Annotated in this window: 23 protein-coding genes; 12 read left to right on the forward strand and 11 right to left on the reverse strand. The window is 61.0% G+C overall.

From position 1 onward, the window contains the following. From plsY to ruvX, 4 genes are all read right to left on the reverse strand, one after another. The gene (gene plsY, locus ABIE28_RS07325; RefSeq protein WP_354061505.1) at positions 1-609 is read right to left on the reverse strand and encodes a glycerol-3-phosphate 1-O-acyltransferase PlsY; all 609 of its coding nucleotides are present in this window, start codon (positions 607-609) and stop codon (positions 1-3) included. A 259-nt stretch (positions 610-868) separates the two neighbouring features. Continuing rightward, positions 869-2,161, reverse strand: coding sequence for a dihydroorotase (gene pyrC / locus ABIE28_RS07330; protein ID WP_354061507.1), 1,293 nt, complete (start codon positions 2,159-2,161; stop codon positions 869-871). Then, entirely contained in the window at positions 2,158-3,144 is a 987-nt protein-coding gene (locus tag ABIE28_RS07335) for an aspartate carbamoyltransferase catalytic subunit (RefSeq protein ID WP_354061509.1), read from the reverse strand. The genes pyrC and ABIE28_RS07335 overlap by 4 nt, the downstream gene beginning before the upstream one ends. Positions 3,145-3,346: 202 nt before the next feature. Next, complete coding sequence (gene ruvX / locus ABIE28_RS07340) at positions 3,347-3,805, reverse strand: Holliday junction resolvase RuvX (protein ID WP_354061511.1); 459 nt, start codon at positions 3,803-3,805, stop codon at positions 3,347-3,349. Between the two features lie 70 nt (positions 3,806-3,875). Here ruvX and ABIE28_RS07345 point away from each other — a divergent pair, with 70 nt between their 5' ends. From ABIE28_RS07345 to ABIE28_RS07370, 6 genes are all read left to right on the forward strand, one after another. Then, positions 3,876-4,412, forward strand: coding sequence for a hypothetical protein (locus tag ABIE28_RS07345; protein ID WP_354061513.1), 537 nt, complete (start codon positions 3,876-3,878; stop codon positions 4,410-4,412). Between the two features lie 87 nt (positions 4,413-4,499). Further along, the gene (gene gatC, locus ABIE28_RS07350; protein WP_354061515.1) at positions 4,500-4,787 is read left to right on the forward strand and encodes an Asp-tRNA(Asn)/Glu-tRNA(Gln) amidotransferase subunit GatC; all 288 of its coding nucleotides are present in this window, start codon (positions 4,500-4,502) and stop codon (positions 4,785-4,787) included. Further along, on the forward strand, positions 4,787-5,269 hold the full coding sequence (locus ABIE28_RS07355) for a GNAT family N-acetyltransferase (RefSeq protein ID WP_354061517.1): 483 nt from the start codon (positions 4,787-4,789) through the stop codon (positions 5,267-5,269). The genes gatC and ABIE28_RS07355 overlap by 1 nt, the downstream gene beginning before the upstream one ends. Beyond that, positions 5,266-5,724: a hypothetical protein gene (locus ABIE28_RS07360; RefSeq protein WP_354061519.1), complete on the forward strand. Its 459-nt coding sequence runs from the start codon at positions 5,266-5,268 to the stop codon at positions 5,722-5,724. Before ABIE28_RS07355 ends, ABIE28_RS07360 begins: the two co-directional genes overlap by 4 nt. After that, positions 5,717-7,201 carry an Asp-tRNA(Asn)/Glu-tRNA(Gln) amidotransferase subunit GatA gene (gene gatA, locus ABIE28_RS07365; protein ID WP_354061521.1) on the forward strand — a complete coding sequence of 495 codons (1,485 nt, stop codon included), beginning with the start codon at positions 5,717-5,719 and terminating at the stop codon, positions 7,199-7,201. The genes ABIE28_RS07360 and gatA overlap by 8 nt, the downstream gene beginning before the upstream one ends. Positions 7,202-7,448: 247 nt before the next feature. Then, positions 7,449-7,766 carry a hypothetical protein gene (locus ABIE28_RS07370; protein ID WP_354061523.1) on the forward strand — a complete coding sequence of 106 codons (318 nt, stop codon included), beginning with the start codon at positions 7,449-7,451 and terminating at the stop codon, positions 7,764-7,766. Positions 7,767-7,806: 40 nt separating this feature from the next. On the opposite strand, the gene ABIE28_RS07375 is transcribed toward ABIE28_RS07370, so the two are convergent. From ABIE28_RS07375 to ABIE28_RS07385, 3 genes are all read right to left on the reverse strand, one after another. Further along, entirely contained in the window at positions 7,807-8,712 is a 906-nt protein-coding gene (locus ABIE28_RS07375) for an ABC transporter substrate-binding protein (RefSeq protein WP_354061524.1), read from the reverse strand. A 96-nt stretch (positions 8,713-8,808) separates the two neighbouring features. After that, positions 8,809-9,447 (reverse strand): DUF998 domain-containing protein, encoded by a 639-nt coding sequence (locus tag ABIE28_RS07380; protein WP_354061526.1) that lies wholly within the window; start codon positions 9,445-9,447, stop codon positions 8,809-8,811. Positions 9,448-9,544: 97 nt separating this feature from the next. Then, positions 9,545-9,802 carry a YjhX family toxin gene (locus ABIE28_RS07385; RefSeq protein ID WP_354061528.1) on the reverse strand — a complete coding sequence of 86 codons (258 nt, stop codon included), beginning with the start codon at positions 9,800-9,802 and terminating at the stop codon, positions 9,545-9,547. A gap of 247 nt (positions 9,803-10,049) precedes the next feature. Between ABIE28_RS07385 and ABIE28_RS07390 the strand changes: the two genes are divergently transcribed. The 4 genes from ABIE28_RS07390 to ABIE28_RS07405 all read left to right on the forward strand — a co-directional run bounded on the left by ABIE28_RS07390 (position 10,050) and on the right by ABIE28_RS07405 (position 13,156). Then, positions 10,050-10,361 (forward strand): chorismate mutase, encoded by a 312-nt coding sequence (locus ABIE28_RS07390; protein ID WP_354061530.1) that lies wholly within the window; start codon positions 10,050-10,052, stop codon positions 10,359-10,361. A 22-nt stretch (positions 10,362-10,383) separates the two neighbouring features. Then, on the forward strand, positions 10,384-10,893 hold the full coding sequence (locus ABIE28_RS07395) for a GNAT family N-acetyltransferase (protein WP_354061532.1): 510 nt from the start codon (positions 10,384-10,386) through the stop codon (positions 10,891-10,893). Positions 10,894-11,123: 230 nt separating this feature from the next. Further along, on the forward strand, positions 11,124-12,623 hold the full coding sequence (gene gatB / locus ABIE28_RS07400) for an Asp-tRNA(Asn)/Glu-tRNA(Gln) amidotransferase subunit GatB (protein ID WP_354061534.1): 1,500 nt from the start codon (positions 11,124-11,126) through the stop codon (positions 12,621-12,623). Continuing rightward, positions 12,623-13,156 (forward strand): YqhA family protein, encoded by a 534-nt coding sequence (locus ABIE28_RS07405; RefSeq protein ID WP_354061536.1) that lies wholly within the window; start codon positions 12,623-12,625, stop codon positions 13,154-13,156. Before gatB ends, ABIE28_RS07405 begins: the two co-directional genes overlap by 1 nt. A gap of 2 nt (positions 13,157-13,158) precedes the next feature. Here ABIE28_RS07405 and ABIE28_RS07410 read toward each other — a convergent pair whose 3' ends face one another. Beyond that, positions 13,159-13,359 (reverse strand): hypothetical protein, encoded by a 201-nt coding sequence (locus ABIE28_RS07410; RefSeq protein WP_354061538.1) that lies wholly within the window; start codon positions 13,357-13,359, stop codon positions 13,159-13,161. A 53-nt stretch (positions 13,360-13,412) separates the two neighbouring features. Next, entirely contained in the window at positions 13,413-14,303 is an 891-nt protein-coding gene (locus ABIE28_RS07415; protein ID WP_354061540.1) for a DMT family transporter, read from the reverse strand. A 190-nt stretch (positions 14,304-14,493) separates the two neighbouring features. On the opposite strand from ABIE28_RS07415, the gene ABIE28_RS07420 reads away from it, so the two are divergent. Further along, positions 14,494-15,117 (forward strand): PilZ domain-containing protein, encoded by a 624-nt coding sequence (locus ABIE28_RS07420; protein ID WP_354061542.1) that lies wholly within the window; start codon positions 14,494-14,496, stop codon positions 15,115-15,117. Between the two features lie 168 nt (positions 15,118-15,285). Continuing rightward, the gene (locus tag ABIE28_RS07425; RefSeq protein ID WP_354061543.1) at positions 15,286-15,888 is read left to right on the forward strand and encodes a beta-class carbonic anhydrase; all 603 of its coding nucleotides are present in this window, start codon (positions 15,286-15,288) and stop codon (positions 15,886-15,888) included. Positions 15,889-15,891: 3 nt separating this feature from the next. On the opposite strand, the gene purN is transcribed toward ABIE28_RS07425, so the two are convergent. Together purN and purM are read right to left on the reverse strand one after the other, a co-directional pair. After that, positions 15,892-16,479, reverse strand: coding sequence for a phosphoribosylglycinamide formyltransferase (gene purN, locus ABIE28_RS07430; RefSeq protein WP_354061545.1), 588 nt, complete (start codon positions 16,477-16,479; stop codon positions 15,892-15,894). Further along, the gene (gene purM, locus ABIE28_RS07435) at positions 16,476-17,552 is read right to left on the reverse strand and encodes a phosphoribosylformylglycinamidine cyclo-ligase (RefSeq protein WP_354061546.1); all 1,077 of its coding nucleotides are present in this window, start codon (positions 17,550-17,552) and stop codon (positions 16,476-16,478) included. The genes purN and purM overlap by 4 nt, the downstream gene beginning before the upstream one ends. Positions 17,553-17,638 lie beyond the last annotated feature (86 nt).

A 17,638-nucleotide genomic window follows, 5' to 3' on the forward strand; every position in this document is an offset into this window, starting at 1 on the left:
TTAGGACGCCTTTTTCTCGGAGCCGATCTTGGGCTCGGTGCCGGCCATCAGGCGCGCGATATTGGTGCGGTGCTGGAAGAACAGCAGCAGCGCCATGACCGCCGCCGTTCCGGCCAGCCATTCATTGTTGATGACGAAAGCAAAGATCGGTGCGGTGGTGGCGGCGGTAAGGGCAGCCAGCGAGCTCAACTTCTGCGCAAAGGCAATGATGAGCCACACGGCGCAAAAGATCAGCCCGACGGGCCAACTCAGCGCCAGGAGCGAACCGATCATCACGGCGACGCCCTTGCCGCCCTTAAAGCCAAGCCAGACCGGGAAGCAGTGACCGATGAAGGCGAAAATGGCGGCGACCATGGCCGCCTGTTCGCCCCAATAGTAGCGCGCAACCAGCACCGGCAGCGCCGCCTTGGCGGCATCGAGCAGCAGCGTTGCAGCGGCGGCCCAGCGATTGCCGGTGCGCAGCACATTGGTGGCGCCGATATTGCCCGAGCCGATGGATCGGATGTCGCCCATGCCGGCCGCGCGGGTGACCAGCAGCCCAAACGGGACCGAGCCACAGAGGTAACCCACGATGGCTGCGTAGAGCAGGGTGATGGTTTCGGCTGACATAGAATGATCCCCAAGGCGTTGTGTCGAGAAGTACCCCTAGATTGGGGAGGGTCACAAGGGGGAGGGTGATTGGATTTATGCGGAGAAAGCTTGGTTGGCCCCGTCTTTGCCAGTGATTGAGCGCCATCACTGCGCCCTGTCGTCATTACCCGGCTTGTCCGGGTAATCCATTTTTCTACTCCAACCGAGACCTGGATTGCCCGGACAAGCCGGGCAATGACGAAGGAGGGAGAAGGTTTGGCCTGCTGAGGCGCCGGGCCTAGTCTTCGTGCGTATGAACCGTCACGCCGCCGACAATGGTCCGCATGACCTTGCCGGCCAGTCGCGCACCTTCAAAGCTGGTATTGCGCGAGCGCGAGCGGATGTCTTTCTCGCTGACCTGCCAGGGGTAATCGAGATCGAACAGGATCAGGTCTGCCGGCGCGCCCTTGGCGATGCGGCCCGACGCAAGGCCGAGGATTTCGGCCGGACGAATGGTCATGGCGCGGAGGACGGTCAGCAGATCGACATCGCCTGAATGAACGAGGCGCAGAGCGGCCGCCAACAACGTTTCGAGGCCGATGGCGCCGTCGGAGGCTTCGGCGAAGGGCTGGCGCTTGACCTCGGTGTCCTGCGGGTCATGGTCGGAATGGATGGTGTCGATCGTGCCGTTGCGCAGGCCCTCGATCACCGCCTGACGGTCATCTTCGGAGCGCAGCGGCGTCGAGAGCTTGAAGAAGCTGCGATAGCGGCCGATGTCGTTCTCGTTGAGCGCGAGGTTATTGATCGAAATGCCTGCCGTAACTGACTTGTTACGCTTTTTTGCTGCAGCCATCAGTTCGACCGAACCGGCGCAGGAAATCTGCGCGGCGTGATATTTGGTGCCGGTAAGGGCTGCCAGCTGCAGGTCGCGAGCCAGTGGAATCGTCTCGGCTTCGCGCGGGATGCCCTTTAGGCCGAGAATCGTGGCGAACAGGCCATCGTTCATCACGCCGTCGCCGGTGAGGCTTTTGTCGGAAACATGATGGACGACCGTCATGCCATAATTGGCGGCGTAGCTCATGACGGTGCGGAGCAGGGACGTCGACTGGATCGAGTGGCGGCCATCGGTAAGGCAGACGGCACCGGCCTCCTGTAACAGGCCGAACTCTGTCATCTCCTGACCGGCCAGGCCTTTGGTGATCGCAGCTGCGGGGAGCACATTGACCTTGGATGTCGCCTTGGCGCGGCGGATCAAAAAGTCCACCAGTGCGCCGTCGTCCACCACGGGCGTGGTATCGGGCATCATGACGAAACTGGTGACGCCACCGGCGGCGGCGGCTTCGCCGGCCGATTGCAGCGTTTCGCGATATTCCTTGCCGGGCTCGCCGGTAAAGACGCGCATGTCGATGAGGCCGGGAGAGAGAATCAGCCCCTTGGCATTGATGACTTCGGCGCCTTCGGGCACGCCAATCGGTGCGCCAATGGCGACTTCGGCGATAATGCCGTTCTCGATCAGCACGGCGCCCTTGGCATCGGTGCCGGTCGCCGGGTCAACGATGCGGGCATTTTCAATGAGTAAGGGCCGGGTCATGCGCTGTCTCCTGCGGGCAGCAAGGCATCGAGCACGGCCATGCGCACGGCGACGCCCATTTCCACCTGATCGGTGATGACCGAGGCCGGGCCGTCGGCAATGGCGGGGTCGATCTCGACGCCGCGGTTCATCGGGCCGGGATGCATGACGATGGCGTCGGGCTTGGCGAAAGCCAGCTTTTCGGCGTCGAGGCCGTAGAAGCGGTAATATTCCCGGACGGACGGGATCATGCGGCCATTGGCGCGCTCATGCTGGAGGCGCAGCATCATGACGACGTCAACATCCTTGAGGCCCTCGCGCATGTCGGTGAAGACTTCGGTGGCGAGATGTTCGATGCCGGACGGCAGCAGATTGCGCGGTGCAATGACACGGGTGCGCACATTGAGCGCCCCAAGCAGTAGCAGATTGGAGCGCACCACGCGCGAATTGGCGATGTCGCCGCAGATGGCAACGGTGAGGCCCGAAATCCGGCCCTTGTGATTGCGGATGGTCAGGGCGTCGAGCAGGGCCTGGGTGGGATGCTCGTGGGCGCCGTCACCGGCATTGATCACCGCGCAGCCGACCTTTTGGCTCAGCAGTTCCACCGCGCCGGCCGCCGAGTGGCGCACGACGATGACGTCGGGGCGCATGGCGTTGAGCGTCGCGGCGGTATCGACCAGCGTTTCGCCCTTGGAGACCGAGCTGGACTTGACCGACATGTTCATCACCAGCGCGCCAAGGCGCTTGCCGGCGATCTCGAACGAGCCTTGCGTCCTGGTGGACGGCTCGAAGAACAGATTGATCTGTGTCTTGCCGCTCAGCGTCGGATGGCTTTTCCGCTCCTGCCGCGACACGGGCACCATGGCCTCCGCGCGATCGAGCAGATCCACGATCTCATGTTGCTTGAGATCGGCGATGGAAAGCAGGTGCCGCTGATTGAAAGGGGGAAAATCGCCGGACGAACCGACGGGCGTCGAGGTTTTGCTGGCGCGATCTTGGGCCATGCGCTCCCATCCCTGATGTTTAGCGGGGTTTAGTGGAGGGGGAGCTGAGGGGCAAGCATGCTATGCAATTTTCGTACGATTATTGCTGGACGGCGTTACGCCGTCATCACCCTGCTTGTCCGGGTGATCCATGGTTTGGCACGCGCAGTGCCCGGACAAGCCGGGCAATGACGTTGGAACTAAAAGTGGTTTGGTTGAACGACTAATTTCTCAAACGATCCAGCGCGCCTTGCAAAATATAGCTGGCGGCGAGTTTGTCGACGACTTCGGCGCGGCGGTCGCGGCGGAGGTCGGCTTCGATCATCATGCGGGTGACGGCGCTGGTGGAAAGGCGCTCGTCCCAGAAGGCGATCGGCAAGGTGATGCGTTGGGCGAGGCTGCGGGCGAAGGCGCGGGTAGACTGCACGCGGGGCCCCTCGGAGCCGTCCATATTAAGCGGCAGGCCCAAAATGATGCCGACGACCTGATTCTGCGCGATCAGCTCATCGATCCGAATGGCATCGGCTGTGAACTTGGTGCGCTTGATGGTTTCGAGCGGGCTGGCCGAATAGCGCATGCCATCGGACACCGCGACACCAATGGTCTTGGTGCCCAGATCGAGCCCCATAATACGGCCGGTGGCCGGGATGGATTCGAGGGGATTGGCAAATTCTTCGGTCATATCAGGCTCTCTTGCCACATCATTGCCGTCCTATAGGGTGCAGCCCGGTTTGGCGACAGGAAAGCAGCGCATGAAACTGACCTGGTTTGGCGGGACGACGATCCGTGTGCATATCGGGGGGGCGATTCTGGTGGTGGATGCTGCTGGGGCGCCGGGGGGAATCGATGCGGTGGAGCTGGTGTCGGGCGCCGATGGGGTGATCGAGCGGTTTGGCGTGGATTTGCCGCGTGTGGAAACCGGCCGGTGGAAACGGCGGAAGGCGGAGCGGTTGCTGGATACGCCGAGCGATGCGCCGCCGGTGGTCGAGACATTTTCTGCCGGGGCGGGTGCGGTGTTGATCGATGCGGTGGGCGAGCCGCCGTTGATGCTGATCGCGGGCGAGGTGCCGCCTTTGGGGCGGTGGACCGATAGTGCGGTGCTGGTGGTTTTTGGCCATGGCGCTGGGCTGACGCGGCTTGGCGCCGCAGTGCTGGACGACACGCCGCCGCGGCTTTTGGTGCTGGCTGGCGACGAAGATGCGGTCGATGTCGCTATTCCTGCGCTGCGCGATCAGCTGGACGGCGCTGGGCTGATGGCGCTGCAGGCTGGGCTTGCGTTGGAAATCTGATGGCAGGCATTAGCCATTTTCATTGTCTTTTTTGGCGCGTGGTTGCTAATAACGGCCGCAAATGAGCCGCTGTTTCTGGAGTTTGTCATGTCTGTCGACGCTGCAACCGTAAAGCGCATCGGGCGCCTGGCGCGTATTCGCATCGAAGAAAACGAAGTGTCCAGCTATCAGGAAGAGCTCAATGCCATCCTGGGCTTTGTCGAGCAGCTTGCTGAGGTCAATGTCGAGGGCGTCGAGCCGATGACCTCGGTCACCCCGATGACGCTGCGCCGCCGCGATGACGTGGTCACCGATGGCGGCTATCCCGAAAAGATCGTCAGCAACGCTCCACTGAGCGAAGACAACTTCTTCATGGTGCCAAAGGTCATCGAATAATGGCGGTTACCGTCGCCATTGAGACGCCTTTGCAGGACGACGTGCGAGCGCTCGTCGCCAAGCTGAACGACCATCTGCTGCCGCTGTCGCCACTGGAATTCCAGTTCAAGATGACGGTGGAACAGATGGCCGGCGCCGACACGACGCTGTTCGTGGCGCGCGACGAGGCTGGCAATGCCATTGGCATCGGGGCGCTCAAGGTGCATTCGGGCGCGCTCGGCGAAGTCAAACGCATGTTCACCGACCCGGCTGTGCGTGGCAAACGCGTTGGCTCGACCCTGCTAGAGGCCATTGTGAAGCTTGCCCGCGACAAGGGCATGGCGACGCTGATGCTGGAGACCGGTACCGGCGAAGGCATGGCGGAAGCCCATCGGCTTTATACCCGTAGCGGTTTTGTGACGCGTGGTCCGTTCCTCGACTATCCCGACAGCGAATGGTCGGCGTTTTTCGAGCTGCCACTCAATCAGGAAGAACCTGCGTGAAGGCTTTTCTGGTTCCCGCATTGCTGATGCTGGCTGTGCCCACAATGGCGCAGGAAGACATGGTCATTGACCAGACCAAGATCTATGTCAGCGATCCAACGGCCTGTAAGGCGCTGGAGAGCAAGGGCGTAGAAGCCTTTATGGATAGCGACTTTCTGGCGCTGAGCTTTGCTGATGGCATCCAGTCGATGGAGTTCCAGTGCCATTTTTATGATATCAAGAGCCGACCACTCACACCGCTGCTGCATGTCGATGCAGTCTGCGAACTGCCGGGCGAGCTTTATCCCGACACGCTGGCTATTGCGCCTCATAGCGAAAACACCATTCAGGTGGTTTCGAGCTATGATGCGATGATGGTGAGCGCAGGCATTTTCGAGCCGACTGGGCCGACCACCAATCCCGGCGTGACCCTCTATACCCGCTGCGACAATCTGAGCGAGATTTCCGTTGACTGATCTGACCAAACTGAGCCTAGCCGAAGCCCGCAAGGGTCTTTCCGCAAAGACCTTCACCGCGACCGAGCTGACCGGCGCCTATCTCAAGGCGATCGAAGAAGCCAATCCGAGCCTCAATGCCTATGTGGCGGTGACGCCTGAGCAGGCACTCGACATGGCCAAGGCCAGCGACGCAAAGCTGGCTCAGGGGCAGGGCGGCACGCTCGAAGGTATTCCGCTCGGCATCAAGGATCTGTTCGCCACCAAGGGCGTGCATACCCAGGCGGCCAGCCATATTCTCGATGGCTTCAAGCCCGAATATGAATCGACGGTGACGTCCAATCTGTGGCGCGATGGCGCGGTGATGCTGGGCAAGCTCAACATGGACGAATTCGCCATGGGTTCGTCCAACGAGACGAGCTATTACGGCCCCGTCGTCAGCCCGTTCCGCGCCGAAGGCAGCAATGCCAATCTGGTGCCGGGTGGTTCGTCGGGTGGCTCGGCCGCTGCGGTTTCGGCCTGGCTTTGCGCTGGCGCGACGGCAACCGATACCGGCGGCTCGATCCGCCAGCCGGCCGCGTTTACCGGTACTGTCGGCATTAAGCCAACCTATGGTCGTTGCTCGCGCTGGGGCACGGTGGCTTTCGCATCTTCGCTCGATCAGGCTGGCCCGATTGCCCGCACGGTGGAAGACGCCGCGCTGCTGATGACGTCCATGTCGGGTTTTGACGTCAAGGATTCGACCAGCGTCGATCTGGCTGTGCCGGACTTTGCCGCGGCCGTTGAACGCGGCGTCAAAGGCCTCGTGATTGGCGTGCCGCGCGAATACCGCATGGACGGCATGCCGGCCGAGATCGAAAAGCTGTGGACCCAGGGGCTGGAATGGCTCAAGGCCGAAGGCGCGACGATCAAGGACATCTCGCTGCCGCACACGAAGTACGCTCTGCCAGCCTATTACATCGTGGCACCGGCCGAGGCTTCGTCCAACCTGGCGCGTTATGACGGCGTCAAGTTTGGCCTGCGCGTCAGCGGCAAGGACATCACCGACATGTACGAGCTGACCCGCGCTGCCGGGTTTGGTCGTGAGGTGAAGCGCCGCATCATGATCGGCACCTATGTGTTGAGCGCGGGCTATTTCGACGCCTACTACGTCAAGGCACAGAAGCTACGAACGCTGATCAAGAAGGACTTCGAAGACGCGTTCAATGCGGGCGTCGATACCATCCTGACGCCGGCAACGCCGTCGGCTGCGTTTGGTATTGGTGACGAAGCCCTCGCGGCTGATCCGGTGGCGATGTATCTCAACGACGTTTTCACCGTCACCGTGAACATGGCCGGCCTGCCAGGCATCGCCGTTCCGGCCGGCAAGGACGGCAAGGGCCTGCCACTTGGCCTGCAGCTGATCGGCAAGCCGTTCGACGAAGAGACGCTGTTCGCGGCGGCTCGTGTCCTCGAAAAGAGCGCAAATCTGGACTTCTCGCCAAAGCGTTGGTGGTAACCGCACGCCCTCGTGGTTCGAGGCTCGGCAAGGGCCTCGCACCTCACCATGAGGGCTACTGATAGTGCGGTGTCTTAGTCGCCTTCATGGTGAGGTGGGAGCATAGCGACCCTCGAACCACGAGGGCGTGGCAGACACCGTCCCACTTGATTGACTCTGCGATCCGCCTTATTTGCCCCGGATGCACAAATTGAAATTGGTTGTGACGTCGCCGCGTGCGGCGTCCGGGCCGACAAGGGTTTCACCGATGGCCGCTGACATTTTCACCTCGCTCGACTGGTCCGAGCCACCCAAGGACATGAGCAAACCGCTGCAGGCGCTGTGGTGGCTCAAGAAGGGTGAATTGCGCGTTGGCTCCGAATGGGAGCAGGCGCACAATATCGTCCAGGCCATGGAGGGCGTTCAGGCCTTCGACTGGGTCCACGCGCTGATGCACTGGATCGAGGCCGATATGGGAAATGCCGATTACTGGTATCGCCGGGCCGGCAAGCGCCGGGCTACGGCGAGCGTCGCAAGCGAGTGGGAACACATCGCGGCGGCTTTGAGCGAAGTCACTAAGCACTAAGAAAAAGGCCCCCGTGGACAATCCGCCGGGGCCTTCTGCTTTACTGCAGCAGGTAGGCGGCTTCGCGCAGCTTTTCGGCGAAGTTCAGGCCAGCGAGGCCATAGCCCTGATTGTCACGCTGATCGACTTCATAGACATGGCCAGCGGCAACGGCTGGCAGACGATCCCATAGCGGGCCGCTATCAACGCTGCCCTGGTTCTGGCGCATGATCAGGTCGAACAGGGCAAGTTCGCCATAGCTTTCCTGCGCAAATTCGGTACCGCTATCCAGCGCCGGGTCCCAGAATGGCAGGTCGAGGCCGAGGTCGTGCGCGGTGACCATCTGCAGGTTTGAGTGCTGCACGAGGACTGAATCTTCCGACGTCACCACGATGCCGACCTTCTTGCCGGCGACCAGCGGGTCAATCTCGGTTTTGATTTCGGCAATGCGAGCGTCGTATTTGACGATCAGCGCCTCGGCCTTGTCGGCAAGGCCGAACTGGGTCAGCTGGGCGACGAGGTCGGTCTTCCAGCCGTCATGGCCATCGCTGACGGGCAGGATCGGCGCGATCTGGCTGAGGCGGGCATTGTCGTACCAGTCGGTCTGATAGCCATAGCTGCCCATGATGATCAGGTCGGGCTCAAAGGCGATCAGCTGCTCGAAATTGATCTTGGTGACGTCGACGGCCAGCATCGGCATGTCGGCTGCCATCAGATCGGGGAACTGCTCGCCGGGACGGTCCTGACCAGCCACGAAATTGCCGCTGGCGACGACGTTCCAGCCCGCAATAAGAGCAAATTCCAGATCGGTGCGACCTTGAATGGTCACCACGCGCAGTGGCTCCTTAGGCACGACAGACGTGTTGTCCGCATAGGAGAAGTTGACGGTTTCTGCGGCAAGGGCAGGGGTCAGCGTTGCTGCGACCATAAGGAGCGACACGCTGGCAGCGCGAAGACGGGCGGACACGAACATAGAGATGCCTTTAGTACGATGAGAAGCATCGCCACCCCAAAATGGCGACGATGCTTCGCGCATCAAACAAACATGACTTGATTTGTCAATTTATTTGAACGTCAGTCGACCGCGCAGGATGAGCAGGCCGGTGACGACGTACCAGATGGTATGCGGCCATGCCGCAACGCGCTCGATGGTGCCACGCCCGCCGAGGTAGATTTCGGCGACATAGAGCACAAAGCCGAGCAGGGCGATGGCGCCGGTCGCGATAGTATAGAGCGCGAAGGTCCGGTGTTGCTTCCAGACGATGACGCCCAGCAGGAAAAACCCGAAGCAGGCGATGCCGAGAGACAGGACGGCGCCCAGCATGTGCAGCGGCAGGATCACATTGAGCGGGAAGAGACCAACCAGCATGCTGCCATCGCCGCCGAGGGCAAGCAGCCAGAGCGCCGCGACCGTCCACTTGCCCTGCGGCCAGAGCGTGCGGGTGAACCAGACGCCTAGCACCACCAGCAGGCCATTGAGCGCCATGCCGGCGTTAAAGACGAGGCTGAGTGGCGAGCAGACCGGCTCGGTGCCCCCGGGAGCAGGATTGATAAAGCTGCCGCAACTGGTGACGCCGAGCAGGCTGATATCGTCGAGCACCATGGAATAGGCGGGCCACGCCGCCTGCGCCACGAACTGGGCGATGAAGAACTCAATGGTCAGCAGCCAGAAAATGGCGCCAAGGCGAATCTGGCCGGTCATATTGTCCCCCCGTTGCCGCAATCAGCGGGTGGCGGAGGGACAAAGTCAAATCACAGCGTTTCGGCGGTGATGGGCTGATCCTTCAGCAACCGGAGCGTTACCGGTTGTTGACCTCGCTGCGCACCAGTTCCAGACCGCGCCTGGTGATCTGATACGGTCTGCCACCTTGCGATTTGATGGCGCGCTTGGCCTTGAGCTTGCGGAACAGCACCAGGCTGCAATTGTTCATCAGCCAGCCTTCGCGGTTGAAAAATTCAAGGCCGGTAACCTTGCCGTCGTCATTCTTGAGCAGCGCGATACGGCCGCCCTGAGCCAGTGCGTGCAGCACCCGCTGTTCGTCTCGAGAAATATCCATTGGAAATCAGTTGCCTGTAGCGGCGGGTCATGGACCCGCGAACAAACGATACCGGCCGCCGGCATCTCGCACGGCGGGCGACTGGTTCATTCATGCCCCGTCTCAAACGACGAGGCTTCAGGCGGTCTGCGACTGATTCAACATTTGGGTTTGTTAGCCGCAGTTAGCCCAATTGCGCAATTGGGGCGGTTGAAATCGCGGGCAGGGCGGTGCAAACCTGCAACAGCTAAACTGACTGGATTGAGCCGTGACCGCCACCAAACTGCCCGACGACTGCATCACCAAGGACGACGTCCGCGCCGAGATCGATCGTATCGACCAGGCCCTGCTGACCCTGTTTGCCGAACGGCACGGCTATGTGACCCGCATGGCGCAGATCAAGACCGACCCGCACGAAGCCCGTGACCCGGCGCGCATCGAGGCGGTGATTGCCAAGGTCAGAGATCGCAGTTTGGCTCTTGATCTCGATGAAGATCAGGCCGAACTTGTGTGGCGGACCCTGATCGATTGGAACATCAATTACGAGAAGGGCATCATCGCGGCGCGCCGCCGCAGCTAACGCGTTCCGTCAGGAGGCCATCATGACCGGTATCAGCATTCGCAAGGCGGAGCCCTCGGACGCGCGCCGGTTGGCCGACATCGCCTATAACGCTTGGGAAACCAGCATTCTGCCGCTGCTGACCGAGCAGCCGGGCATGCGGGATTCTGAGCATCGGCGCCTGACACAGGCCGTGTCGGAAACGCTGTCGCGCATTATCGTCGCGGAAGTGGATGGCATCGCCGTGGGCTGGTGCTCGCGGTCGCAACGCCGCGCTTATATCCCGTTTCTTTTCGTGATGCCTGAACTGCAAGGGCATGGCCTGGGGTCGATGCTGCTGCGGCGCATGGAATCCATTCTGGAGCTGGAAGGTGCTGAACGCGTCCAACTCGAAACGCCGGCCGACAATGTGCGTGCCGTGCGGTTCTACGAAAAGCAGGGCTATCGCATTCTGGCGCTGCGCCCCGATGGCCGCGCTGCGCACGAGCCGTTCATGAGCGTGCACCTCGAGAAGCGGCTGATGCCGTTTGAGGGCGATATCGGCGAGGACTGAAGGGGTCTCATGTGTGGGGATACCTCCACCTAGCCTCCCCCTGATAGGGGGAGTAATCCCATCTCCGCATGGACGAAATCGAGCCCCACACGCCGTCTGGCTCAGGCGGACGTTGGGAGGGGCTATTCTTCCATGCTTCAAAGCCTCGATCAGGGGCCGTGGCTGTTGCAACACCGGGGCAACACCAGTAATCACATAATCAACTTTCGCCTTCGCCTCAGGACGTTCAATTGACCCTCATCGATACGCGCACGCCAAATCCCAAGAGCTTCATTTCCGGTTCGACCGGCGATTGGGAAATTGTCATCGGCATGGAAGTGCACGCGCAGGTGACCTCCCAGAGCAAACTGTTCTCGGGTTCCTCGACCGAATTCGGCAATCCGCCCAACGCCAATGTCTCGTTCATCGATGCGGCCATGCCCGGCATGCTGCCGACCATCAACGAGGAATGCGTGCGCCAGGCTGTGCGCACCGGTCTTGGCCTCAAGGCCGCGATCAACAAGCGCAGCGTGTTTGACCGCAAGAACTACTTCTATCCCGATCTGCCGCAGGGCTATCAGATCAGCCAGTTCAAGGACCCCATCGTCGGTGAGGGCAAGGTCATGCTCGACATGCCCGATGGCTCCATCGAGATCGGCATCGAGCGCCTGCATCTGGAGCAGGACGCCGGCAAGTCGATCCACGACCAGCACCCCAATATGAGTTTTGTCGACCTCAACCGCTCCGGCGTGGCGCTGATGGAAATCGTCAGCAAGCCAGACCTGCGCTCGTCCGAGGAAGCCAAGGAGTATCTGAGCAAGCTACGCACCATCCTGCGCTATCTGGGCACGTGTGACGGCAATATGGAGCAGGGCTCCATGCGTGCCGACGTCAACGTCTCGGTGCGCAAGCCCGGTGGCGCGTTCGGCACGCGTTGCGAAATCAAGAACGTCAACTCGATCCGCTTTGCCGGTCAGGCGATTGAATATGAAGCGCGTCGCCAGATCGATATTCTGGAAGATGGCGGCTCGATCGATCAGGAAACCCGCCTGTTCGACCCCAAGCTGGGCGAGACGCGCTCGATGCGCTCCAAGGAAGAAGCGCACGATTATCGCTACTTCCCCGATCCCGACCTGCTGCCGCTGGAATTTGACGATGCGTTCATCGCCATGCTCGCGAAGGACCTGCCAGAGCTGCCAGACGCCAAGAAGGCGCGTTTCATCACCGACTATGGTGTGACGCCCTACGACGCCATGGTGCTGACGCTGGACCGCGAAACGGCAGACTATTTCGAGTCGGTCGTGTCGTTCGGCGGCACCAAACGCGACGGCAAGGCCGTGGCCAATATGCTCAACGCGGACGTGGCAGCTTTTGCCAATAGCGAGGGGCTGGCCATCTGGGAAACCCATCTCAAGCCAAGCCAGATCGCCGGTATTGTTGATCTCGTCGCCAATGGGACCATCTCGTCCAAGGGCGCCAAGGATCTGCTGCAAATCGTCATCACGGAAGAGCCAGCAGGCGACCCGGCGGCAATCGTGGAGAGCCGTGGCCTCAAGCAGGTGACCGATCTGGGCGCCATCGAAGCGATCATCGACGATATTATCGCTGCCAACCCGGATCAGGTGGCCAAGGTGCTAGCCAAGCCAACAATGATCGGCTGGTTTGTCGGTCAGGCGATGAAGGCATCGGGTGGCAAGGCCAACCCGCAGGCCCTCAATGACCTGATGAAGAAAAAGCTCGGTATCGAATAATGGCTGGGCCGGTCGAAAAGAAAAGTCCGGCCGCCAAGGTTATTTCCGAAAGCAAAAGCTGGCCGCTCAAGATTGTGGGCAATTTTGTCAGCCGGATCATCATCCTGCCGGTGATCGCGACCATGGTCGCGGCACTGTCGCTGATGATCTACGGTGTCATCGAGACCTGGCATTTCGTCAATGATCTGTTCTTTGCCGCGCACGGACTGACCCGCGATCAGGTGCTGCTGCACGCCATCGAACTGGTCGACCTGTTCCTGCTGGCGACAGTGGTACAGGTCGTGTCTCTGGGGCTCTATCAGCTCTATTTCAACCAGGATCTGCCGCTGCCCAAGTGGCTCAAGATCGAGACGCTGGACGATCTCAAGTCCAAGCTGGTGGGCGTCGCCATCACGGTGCTGGCCGTCTATTTTCTCGGCCGGGCCCTGACCTGGGTCTCGGGCCCGGACATCGTCTATCTTGGCGCGGCCGCCGCAGTGGTCATCGCGGCGCTGACATGGTTCCTCAGCAAGATCGACCACCACCCCGACTGAGCCTAACTCCGCGTCGGCGGCTGATCGTCGCCCGGTATGGTATCCGGCTGATCGGGAGGCGGTGCCTCGACGGGTTGCGGCGTATCAGGCACTTCCTGTGGCGGCGCTGGCGCCGGATCGACCGGGCCGGGCTGAGTTGGCTCGGGCTGCGGTATGATCTCCGGGACGGGCTTTGGGTCGATTTCGGGCGTGGGCTGGGGCACGTTGATCCTCCGGTTGTCCAGAGGTCAACGCCAGCCACCGCTGCCTGTTCCGGCTAGGCCGGTGCGCGGTGCCAGATTTTGCGAATACGGCCATCGATGAACAGCAGGCCAAGGAAGATCACCACCATCCCCACGATCTGAATGGGCAGCACTGACTCGCGCAGCACGACCGCGCCTAGAATGAGCGCCGAGATCGGGGCGATGAAGGTGGTGGTAGCGAAGTTGGTGGCGCCGACCCGTGGCAGCATCCGGTACATGACCTGGAAGGTGAAAGCCGTCGACAGCAGGCCGATGGCCAAAGCCGCCGCGTAACTCTCCGGCCGCACCATCACCGGGACGCCTTCGGTGGTGAAGGCGAGAACCGTGGCCACCACAGCGCCGCCAGTGAGGGCGATAGACGCCATGGCAGTTGGCTCGATGTGCTTGTAGCTGCGGGTGATGTTGAGAGAAATCGCATAGCAGAGCGTCGCGCCAAGGCAGGCAGCGACCGCCCAGAGCTGGGAGTCTCCGCCTGAACTTAGTGAAGGAGACACTAATATTGCTGCGCCAATGAAACCAATTCCGACGCCGATCATTTTGGTTCGAGTGGCTTTTTCGCCGCCTATCCAGAAATGGGTGATGACGGCAGTCACCATCGGGGTCAGCGCGTTGATGATCGCTGCGACACCGCTGGCGAGGTGGGTTTGAGCCAGGGGGAAGAGGGCAAAGGGGATGGCATAGGCGATTACACCAAGCAGGCCCAGCTGCAACCAGAGGCGCGGATCACGCGGCACCGGTTTGCGCAGGGCCAGCATCACACTCCAGCAACCGAGTGCACCAATTCCGACGCGGAGCGACGCGACCCAGAGCGGGCCGACCTCTCTGATCAGGATCGCATTGAAGACGAACGAACATCCCCAGATGGCTCCCAGCAGTATGATCCAGCACCAATCGCGCAGCGACATAAGACAACCTCGTAATGTGAGCGCGGAAGCTAAGCTCCTTGGTCGGAGAGGTCGAACCGATTTTGACGATAGGAGCGATCAATCACAGTGATGTAGCCATGAAATTGTACAGGTACTACTGCGACAGCAGTCGTCTATAATAAATGAACTCGACTCTATCGAATTAAGCCGAAGAACAAGGTGAGCCCAAGTGCGCCCTCTCATCCTTTCAGTTGATTACCAGCGTTATTCTGGACATATTCCAGGCATCTACGTCGTTCGCGACGGCAAGGGTGGGTCTATCCAACAGAATTGTCATAGCCGTCTCATCTCGACTGATGAACTGATTATCGATTGCCCCACACCAGGTGAAGTTGGTGCTAAGTGGTTGGGGTCGTTTCCTGAAATCGGCATTCTGCGCGGCAATGTCATACGCGTTGACGGTCCTCGTACCGCTGTTTTGCAGATCATTATCGGCACAGAAGGTCGCCGGCGTCTGGCCACGACGATTCGGTGGCTGGTCAGGCGCGACCGTGGTCTCTCTAAGGAATTGCGCCGCGCCCCCCGCGTTGCGCCACGCCAGCCACACACGCAGGTGTCAATCGGCCAGCAGGGGCAGGATCAGGCCATATTGCTGGACATCTCGGCAACCGGCGCCAAGATCACGTCCGAACTCCAACTTGAGCTGGGTACGGAAATCCTCGTCGGATCGATCCCGGCCCGTGTGGTCCGCGTTGAGAAGCGCGCCTTTGGTGTCGAGTTCCTGGAGCCCCTTCTGGGCCCGGATATCGAGACCGAGCTGCACACCAGGTCTGAAACGGTTCTGCAGGCCTAAGCTCAAGCATTTTAGATCATTTTGCCAAGCGTTGCGTGTGAACCGCGTCGCTTGGCAAAGCAGCCCGGAGTTTCGGGCCTCCGCGGAAAAGTAAACTCTAGTAAATCAGTAGATTAAAGCAGCCCTCATGCTAGCGTTCTCCCATCGGCGGAAGCCCGGGAGACGACCATGACAGACTCGATCATCTACAACGAAGTGCAGCAGGCCAATGCGGACTACGTTGCCGGGTTTGGCGACAAGGGGGGCCTGGCGCTGCCACCGGCGCGTGGTTTTGCCATCCTGACCTGTATGGATGCGCGGCTGGACCCGGCCAAATATGCGGGCCTTGCCGAAGGCGACGCCCATGTGATCCGCAATGCCGGCGGGCGGGCGTCGGACGACGCGATCCGGTCGCTGGTGATCTCGCACAAGCTGCTGGGCACCAAGGAGTGGTTCGTCATCCACCACACCAATTGCGGCATGGAACTGTTCACCACCGACATTCTGGGATCGCTGCTGGCTGACAATCTGTCGACGGCCAGCTTTAGCGGCACCGAGTGGTCGAACCCGCAGCATGGCGGCGGCAGCCCGACGGGCAAATATATCAATTGGCTCACCATCACCGAACAGGAAGCCAGCGTGCTCGACGACGTCAAACGCATCCGCGAGCATCCGCTGGTGCCCGACACGATCCCGATCTACGGCTTTGTCTATGACGTCAAAACCGGCAGGCTGAATGAGGTCAAGGACGCGACCGATGCCGGGCGGGTGCGAACGCAGATGGCGAGCTGATCGCTAGAGCGCGCCGACTTTGCCGGTGGCCAGGAGCCTCAGCGCTTCGGGATAGATGCGGTGCTCTTCAACCAGCACGCGGGCTGAGAGGGTGTCCGGCGTATCGCCGGCCAGCACGGGTACTTGCGCCTGCAGGATTGGTGCGCCTTCATCGAGACCGGGGGTTACAAAGTGGACAGTGCAGCCATGGACGGTTGCGCCGTCGGCCAGCGCGCGCTGGTGGGTATCGAGACCCTTGTAGAGCGGCAGCAGGGACGGATGGATGTTGATCATCCGCCCGGCCCAGTGATTGACGAAGTCCTCGCCCAGGATACGCATGAAGCCAGCCAGGCAGACGAAATCGACGTCCCAGCTTTCAAGCGTCTGCGTCATGACATCTTCGAACATATCCCGACTGGGAAACTTGCTCTGGGCGAGCGAGGCGGTCGCGATGCCTTCGGCGGCCGCGATGGCCAGACCCGGCGCGGCGGCGCGGTTGGACAGGACACCGACGATCTCTGCCGGATAGTCTGGCGCCTTGGCGGCAGCAATCAGCGCCGACATGTTCGAGCCGCGGCCCGAAATAAGAATGCCGACGCGCTTGCGGTTCATAGAGCGAGCTTGCCTTCAAAGGTCACAGCTTCATCGCCACGGGCAGTCAGCTTGCCAACGATCGAGGCGTTTTCACCCGCTGCGTTGAGCTGTTCGACCAGCTTTTCCGAATCTTGAGGTGTGACGGCGACCAGCATGCCGACGCCGCAATTGAAGGTGCGCAGCATTTCGCGCTCGTCAATGCCACCGACATGGCTGAGCCATGCGAAAACTTTTGGAACCGAGACCGCATTGAGATCGACATGGGCCGCCAGGTGGTCAGGCAGCACGCGCGGAATATTGTCGATGAAGCCACCGCCGGTGATGTGGGCCAGCGCCTTGATGCCGATACCGGCCTTGAGCGCCGCCAGCAGCGGCTTGACGTAAATGCGGGTTGGGGTCAGCAGCGCTTCGGACAGCGTCTGGCCGGGCGCGAAAGGCGCGTCCATGTACCAGTCAACGCCCGACAGATCGACGATCTTACGGACCAGCGAATAGCCATTTGAATGAACGCCCGAGGACGCGATGGCGACCAGAATGTCGCCTTCGGCAATATCGGGGCGGGGCAGGAGGGTGCCACGCTCGGCGGCGCCGACGGCGAAGCCTGCAAGGTCATAGTCCTTGCCGTGATACATGCCGGGCATTTCTGCGGTTTCGCCACCGATCAGCGCGCAACCGGCGATCCGGCAGCCTTCCGCAATACCATTGACGATGGCGGTGCCCTGTTCGACGTCGAGCTTGCCGGTGGCAAAGTAGTCGAGGAAGAACAGTGGCTCGGCGCCCTGGACGATAATATCGTTGACGCACATGGCCACCAGGTCCTGCCCGATGGTTGAATGATTGCCCGTATCGATGGCGATCTTGAGCTTGGTGCCGACGCCGTCATTCGCTGCGACTAGCACAGGGTCGGTGAAGCCGGCGGCGCGAAGATCGAACAAACCACCGAAACCACCGATTTCGCCATCGGCGCCGGGGCGACGCGTGGAACGAACGGCAGGTTTGATGGCTTCTACAAGCGCATTACCAGCATCGATATCGACACCGGCCTGCTTGTATGAGAGACCGTTTGCTGTCAGGTTTTGATGATCGGACATAGGCCTCGGACCATAGTGGGGAAAGCGTGCGCAAAGCCGTTACCGGAAAACCAAGGCGGTTGCCATCTCCGGAGCCGGAAGCTAGA

Origin of the sequence: Devosia sp. 2618 (assembly GCF_040546815.1) — a bacterium.
Classification (GTDB): Bacteria; Pseudomonadota; Alphaproteobacteria; order Rhizobiales; family Devosiaceae; genus Devosia.

Bases quoted from the DNA above. Each gene is read 5' to 3' on its own strand.
- ABIE28_RS07355 (WP_354061517.1), top strand. From the start codon at position 4,787: ATGGCGGTTACCGTCGCCATTGAGACGCCTTTGCAGGACGACGTGCGA.
- ABIE28_RS07335 (WP_354061509.1), bottom strand. From the start codon at position 3,144: ATGGCCCAAGATCGCGCCAGCAAAACCTCGACGCCCGTCGGTTCGTCC.
- ABIE28_RS07395 (WP_354061532.1), top strand. From the start codon at position 10,384: ATGACCGGTATCAGCATTCGCAAGGCGGAGCCCTCGGACGCGCGCCGG.
- plsY (WP_354061505.1), bottom strand. From the start codon at position 609: ATGTCAGCCGAAACCATCACCCTGCTCTACGCAGCCATCGTGGGTTAC.
- purM (WP_354061546.1), bottom strand. From the start codon at position 17,552: ATGTCCGATCATCAAAACCTGACAGCAAACGGTCTCTCATACAAGCAG.
- ABIE28_RS07415 (WP_354061540.1), bottom strand. From the start codon at position 14,303: ATGTCGCTGCGCGATTGGTGCTGGATCATACTGCTGGGAGCCATCTGG.
- ABIE28_RS07370 (WP_354061523.1), top strand. From the start codon at position 7,449: ATGGCCGCTGACATTTTCACCTCGCTCGACTGGTCCGAGCCACCCAAG.
- ABIE28_RS07425 (WP_354061543.1), top strand. From the start codon at position 15,286: ATGACAGACTCGATCATCTACAACGAAGTGCAGCAGGCCAATGCGGAC.
- purN (WP_354061545.1), bottom strand. From the start codon at position 16,479: ATGAACCGCAAGCGCGTCGGCATTCTTATTTCGGGCCGCGGCTCGAAC.
- ABIE28_RS07385 (WP_354061528.1), bottom strand. From the start codon at position 9,802: ATGGATATTTCTCGAGACGAACAGCGGGTGCTGCACGCACTGGCTCAG.
- ABIE28_RS07405 (WP_354061536.1), top strand. From the start codon at position 12,623: ATGGCTGGGCCGGTCGAAAAGAAAAGTCCGGCCGCCAAGGTTATTTCC.
- gatC (WP_354061515.1), top strand. From the start codon at position 4,500: ATGTCTGTCGACGCTGCAACCGTAAAGCGCATCGGGCGCCTGGCGCGT.
- ABIE28_RS07345 (WP_354061513.1), top strand. From the start codon at position 3,876: ATGAAACTGACCTGGTTTGGCGGGACGACGATCCGTGTGCATATCGGG.
- ruvX (WP_354061511.1), bottom strand. From the start codon at position 3,805: ATGACCGAAGAATTTGCCAATCCCCTCGAATCCATCCCGGCCACCGGC.
- pyrC (WP_354061507.1), bottom strand. From the start codon at position 2,161: ATGACCCGGCCCTTACTCATTGAAAATGCCCGCATCGTTGACCCGGCG.
- ABIE28_RS07380 (WP_354061526.1), bottom strand. From the start codon at position 9,447: ATGACCGGCCAGATTCGCCTTGGCGCCATTTTCTGGCTGCTGACCATT.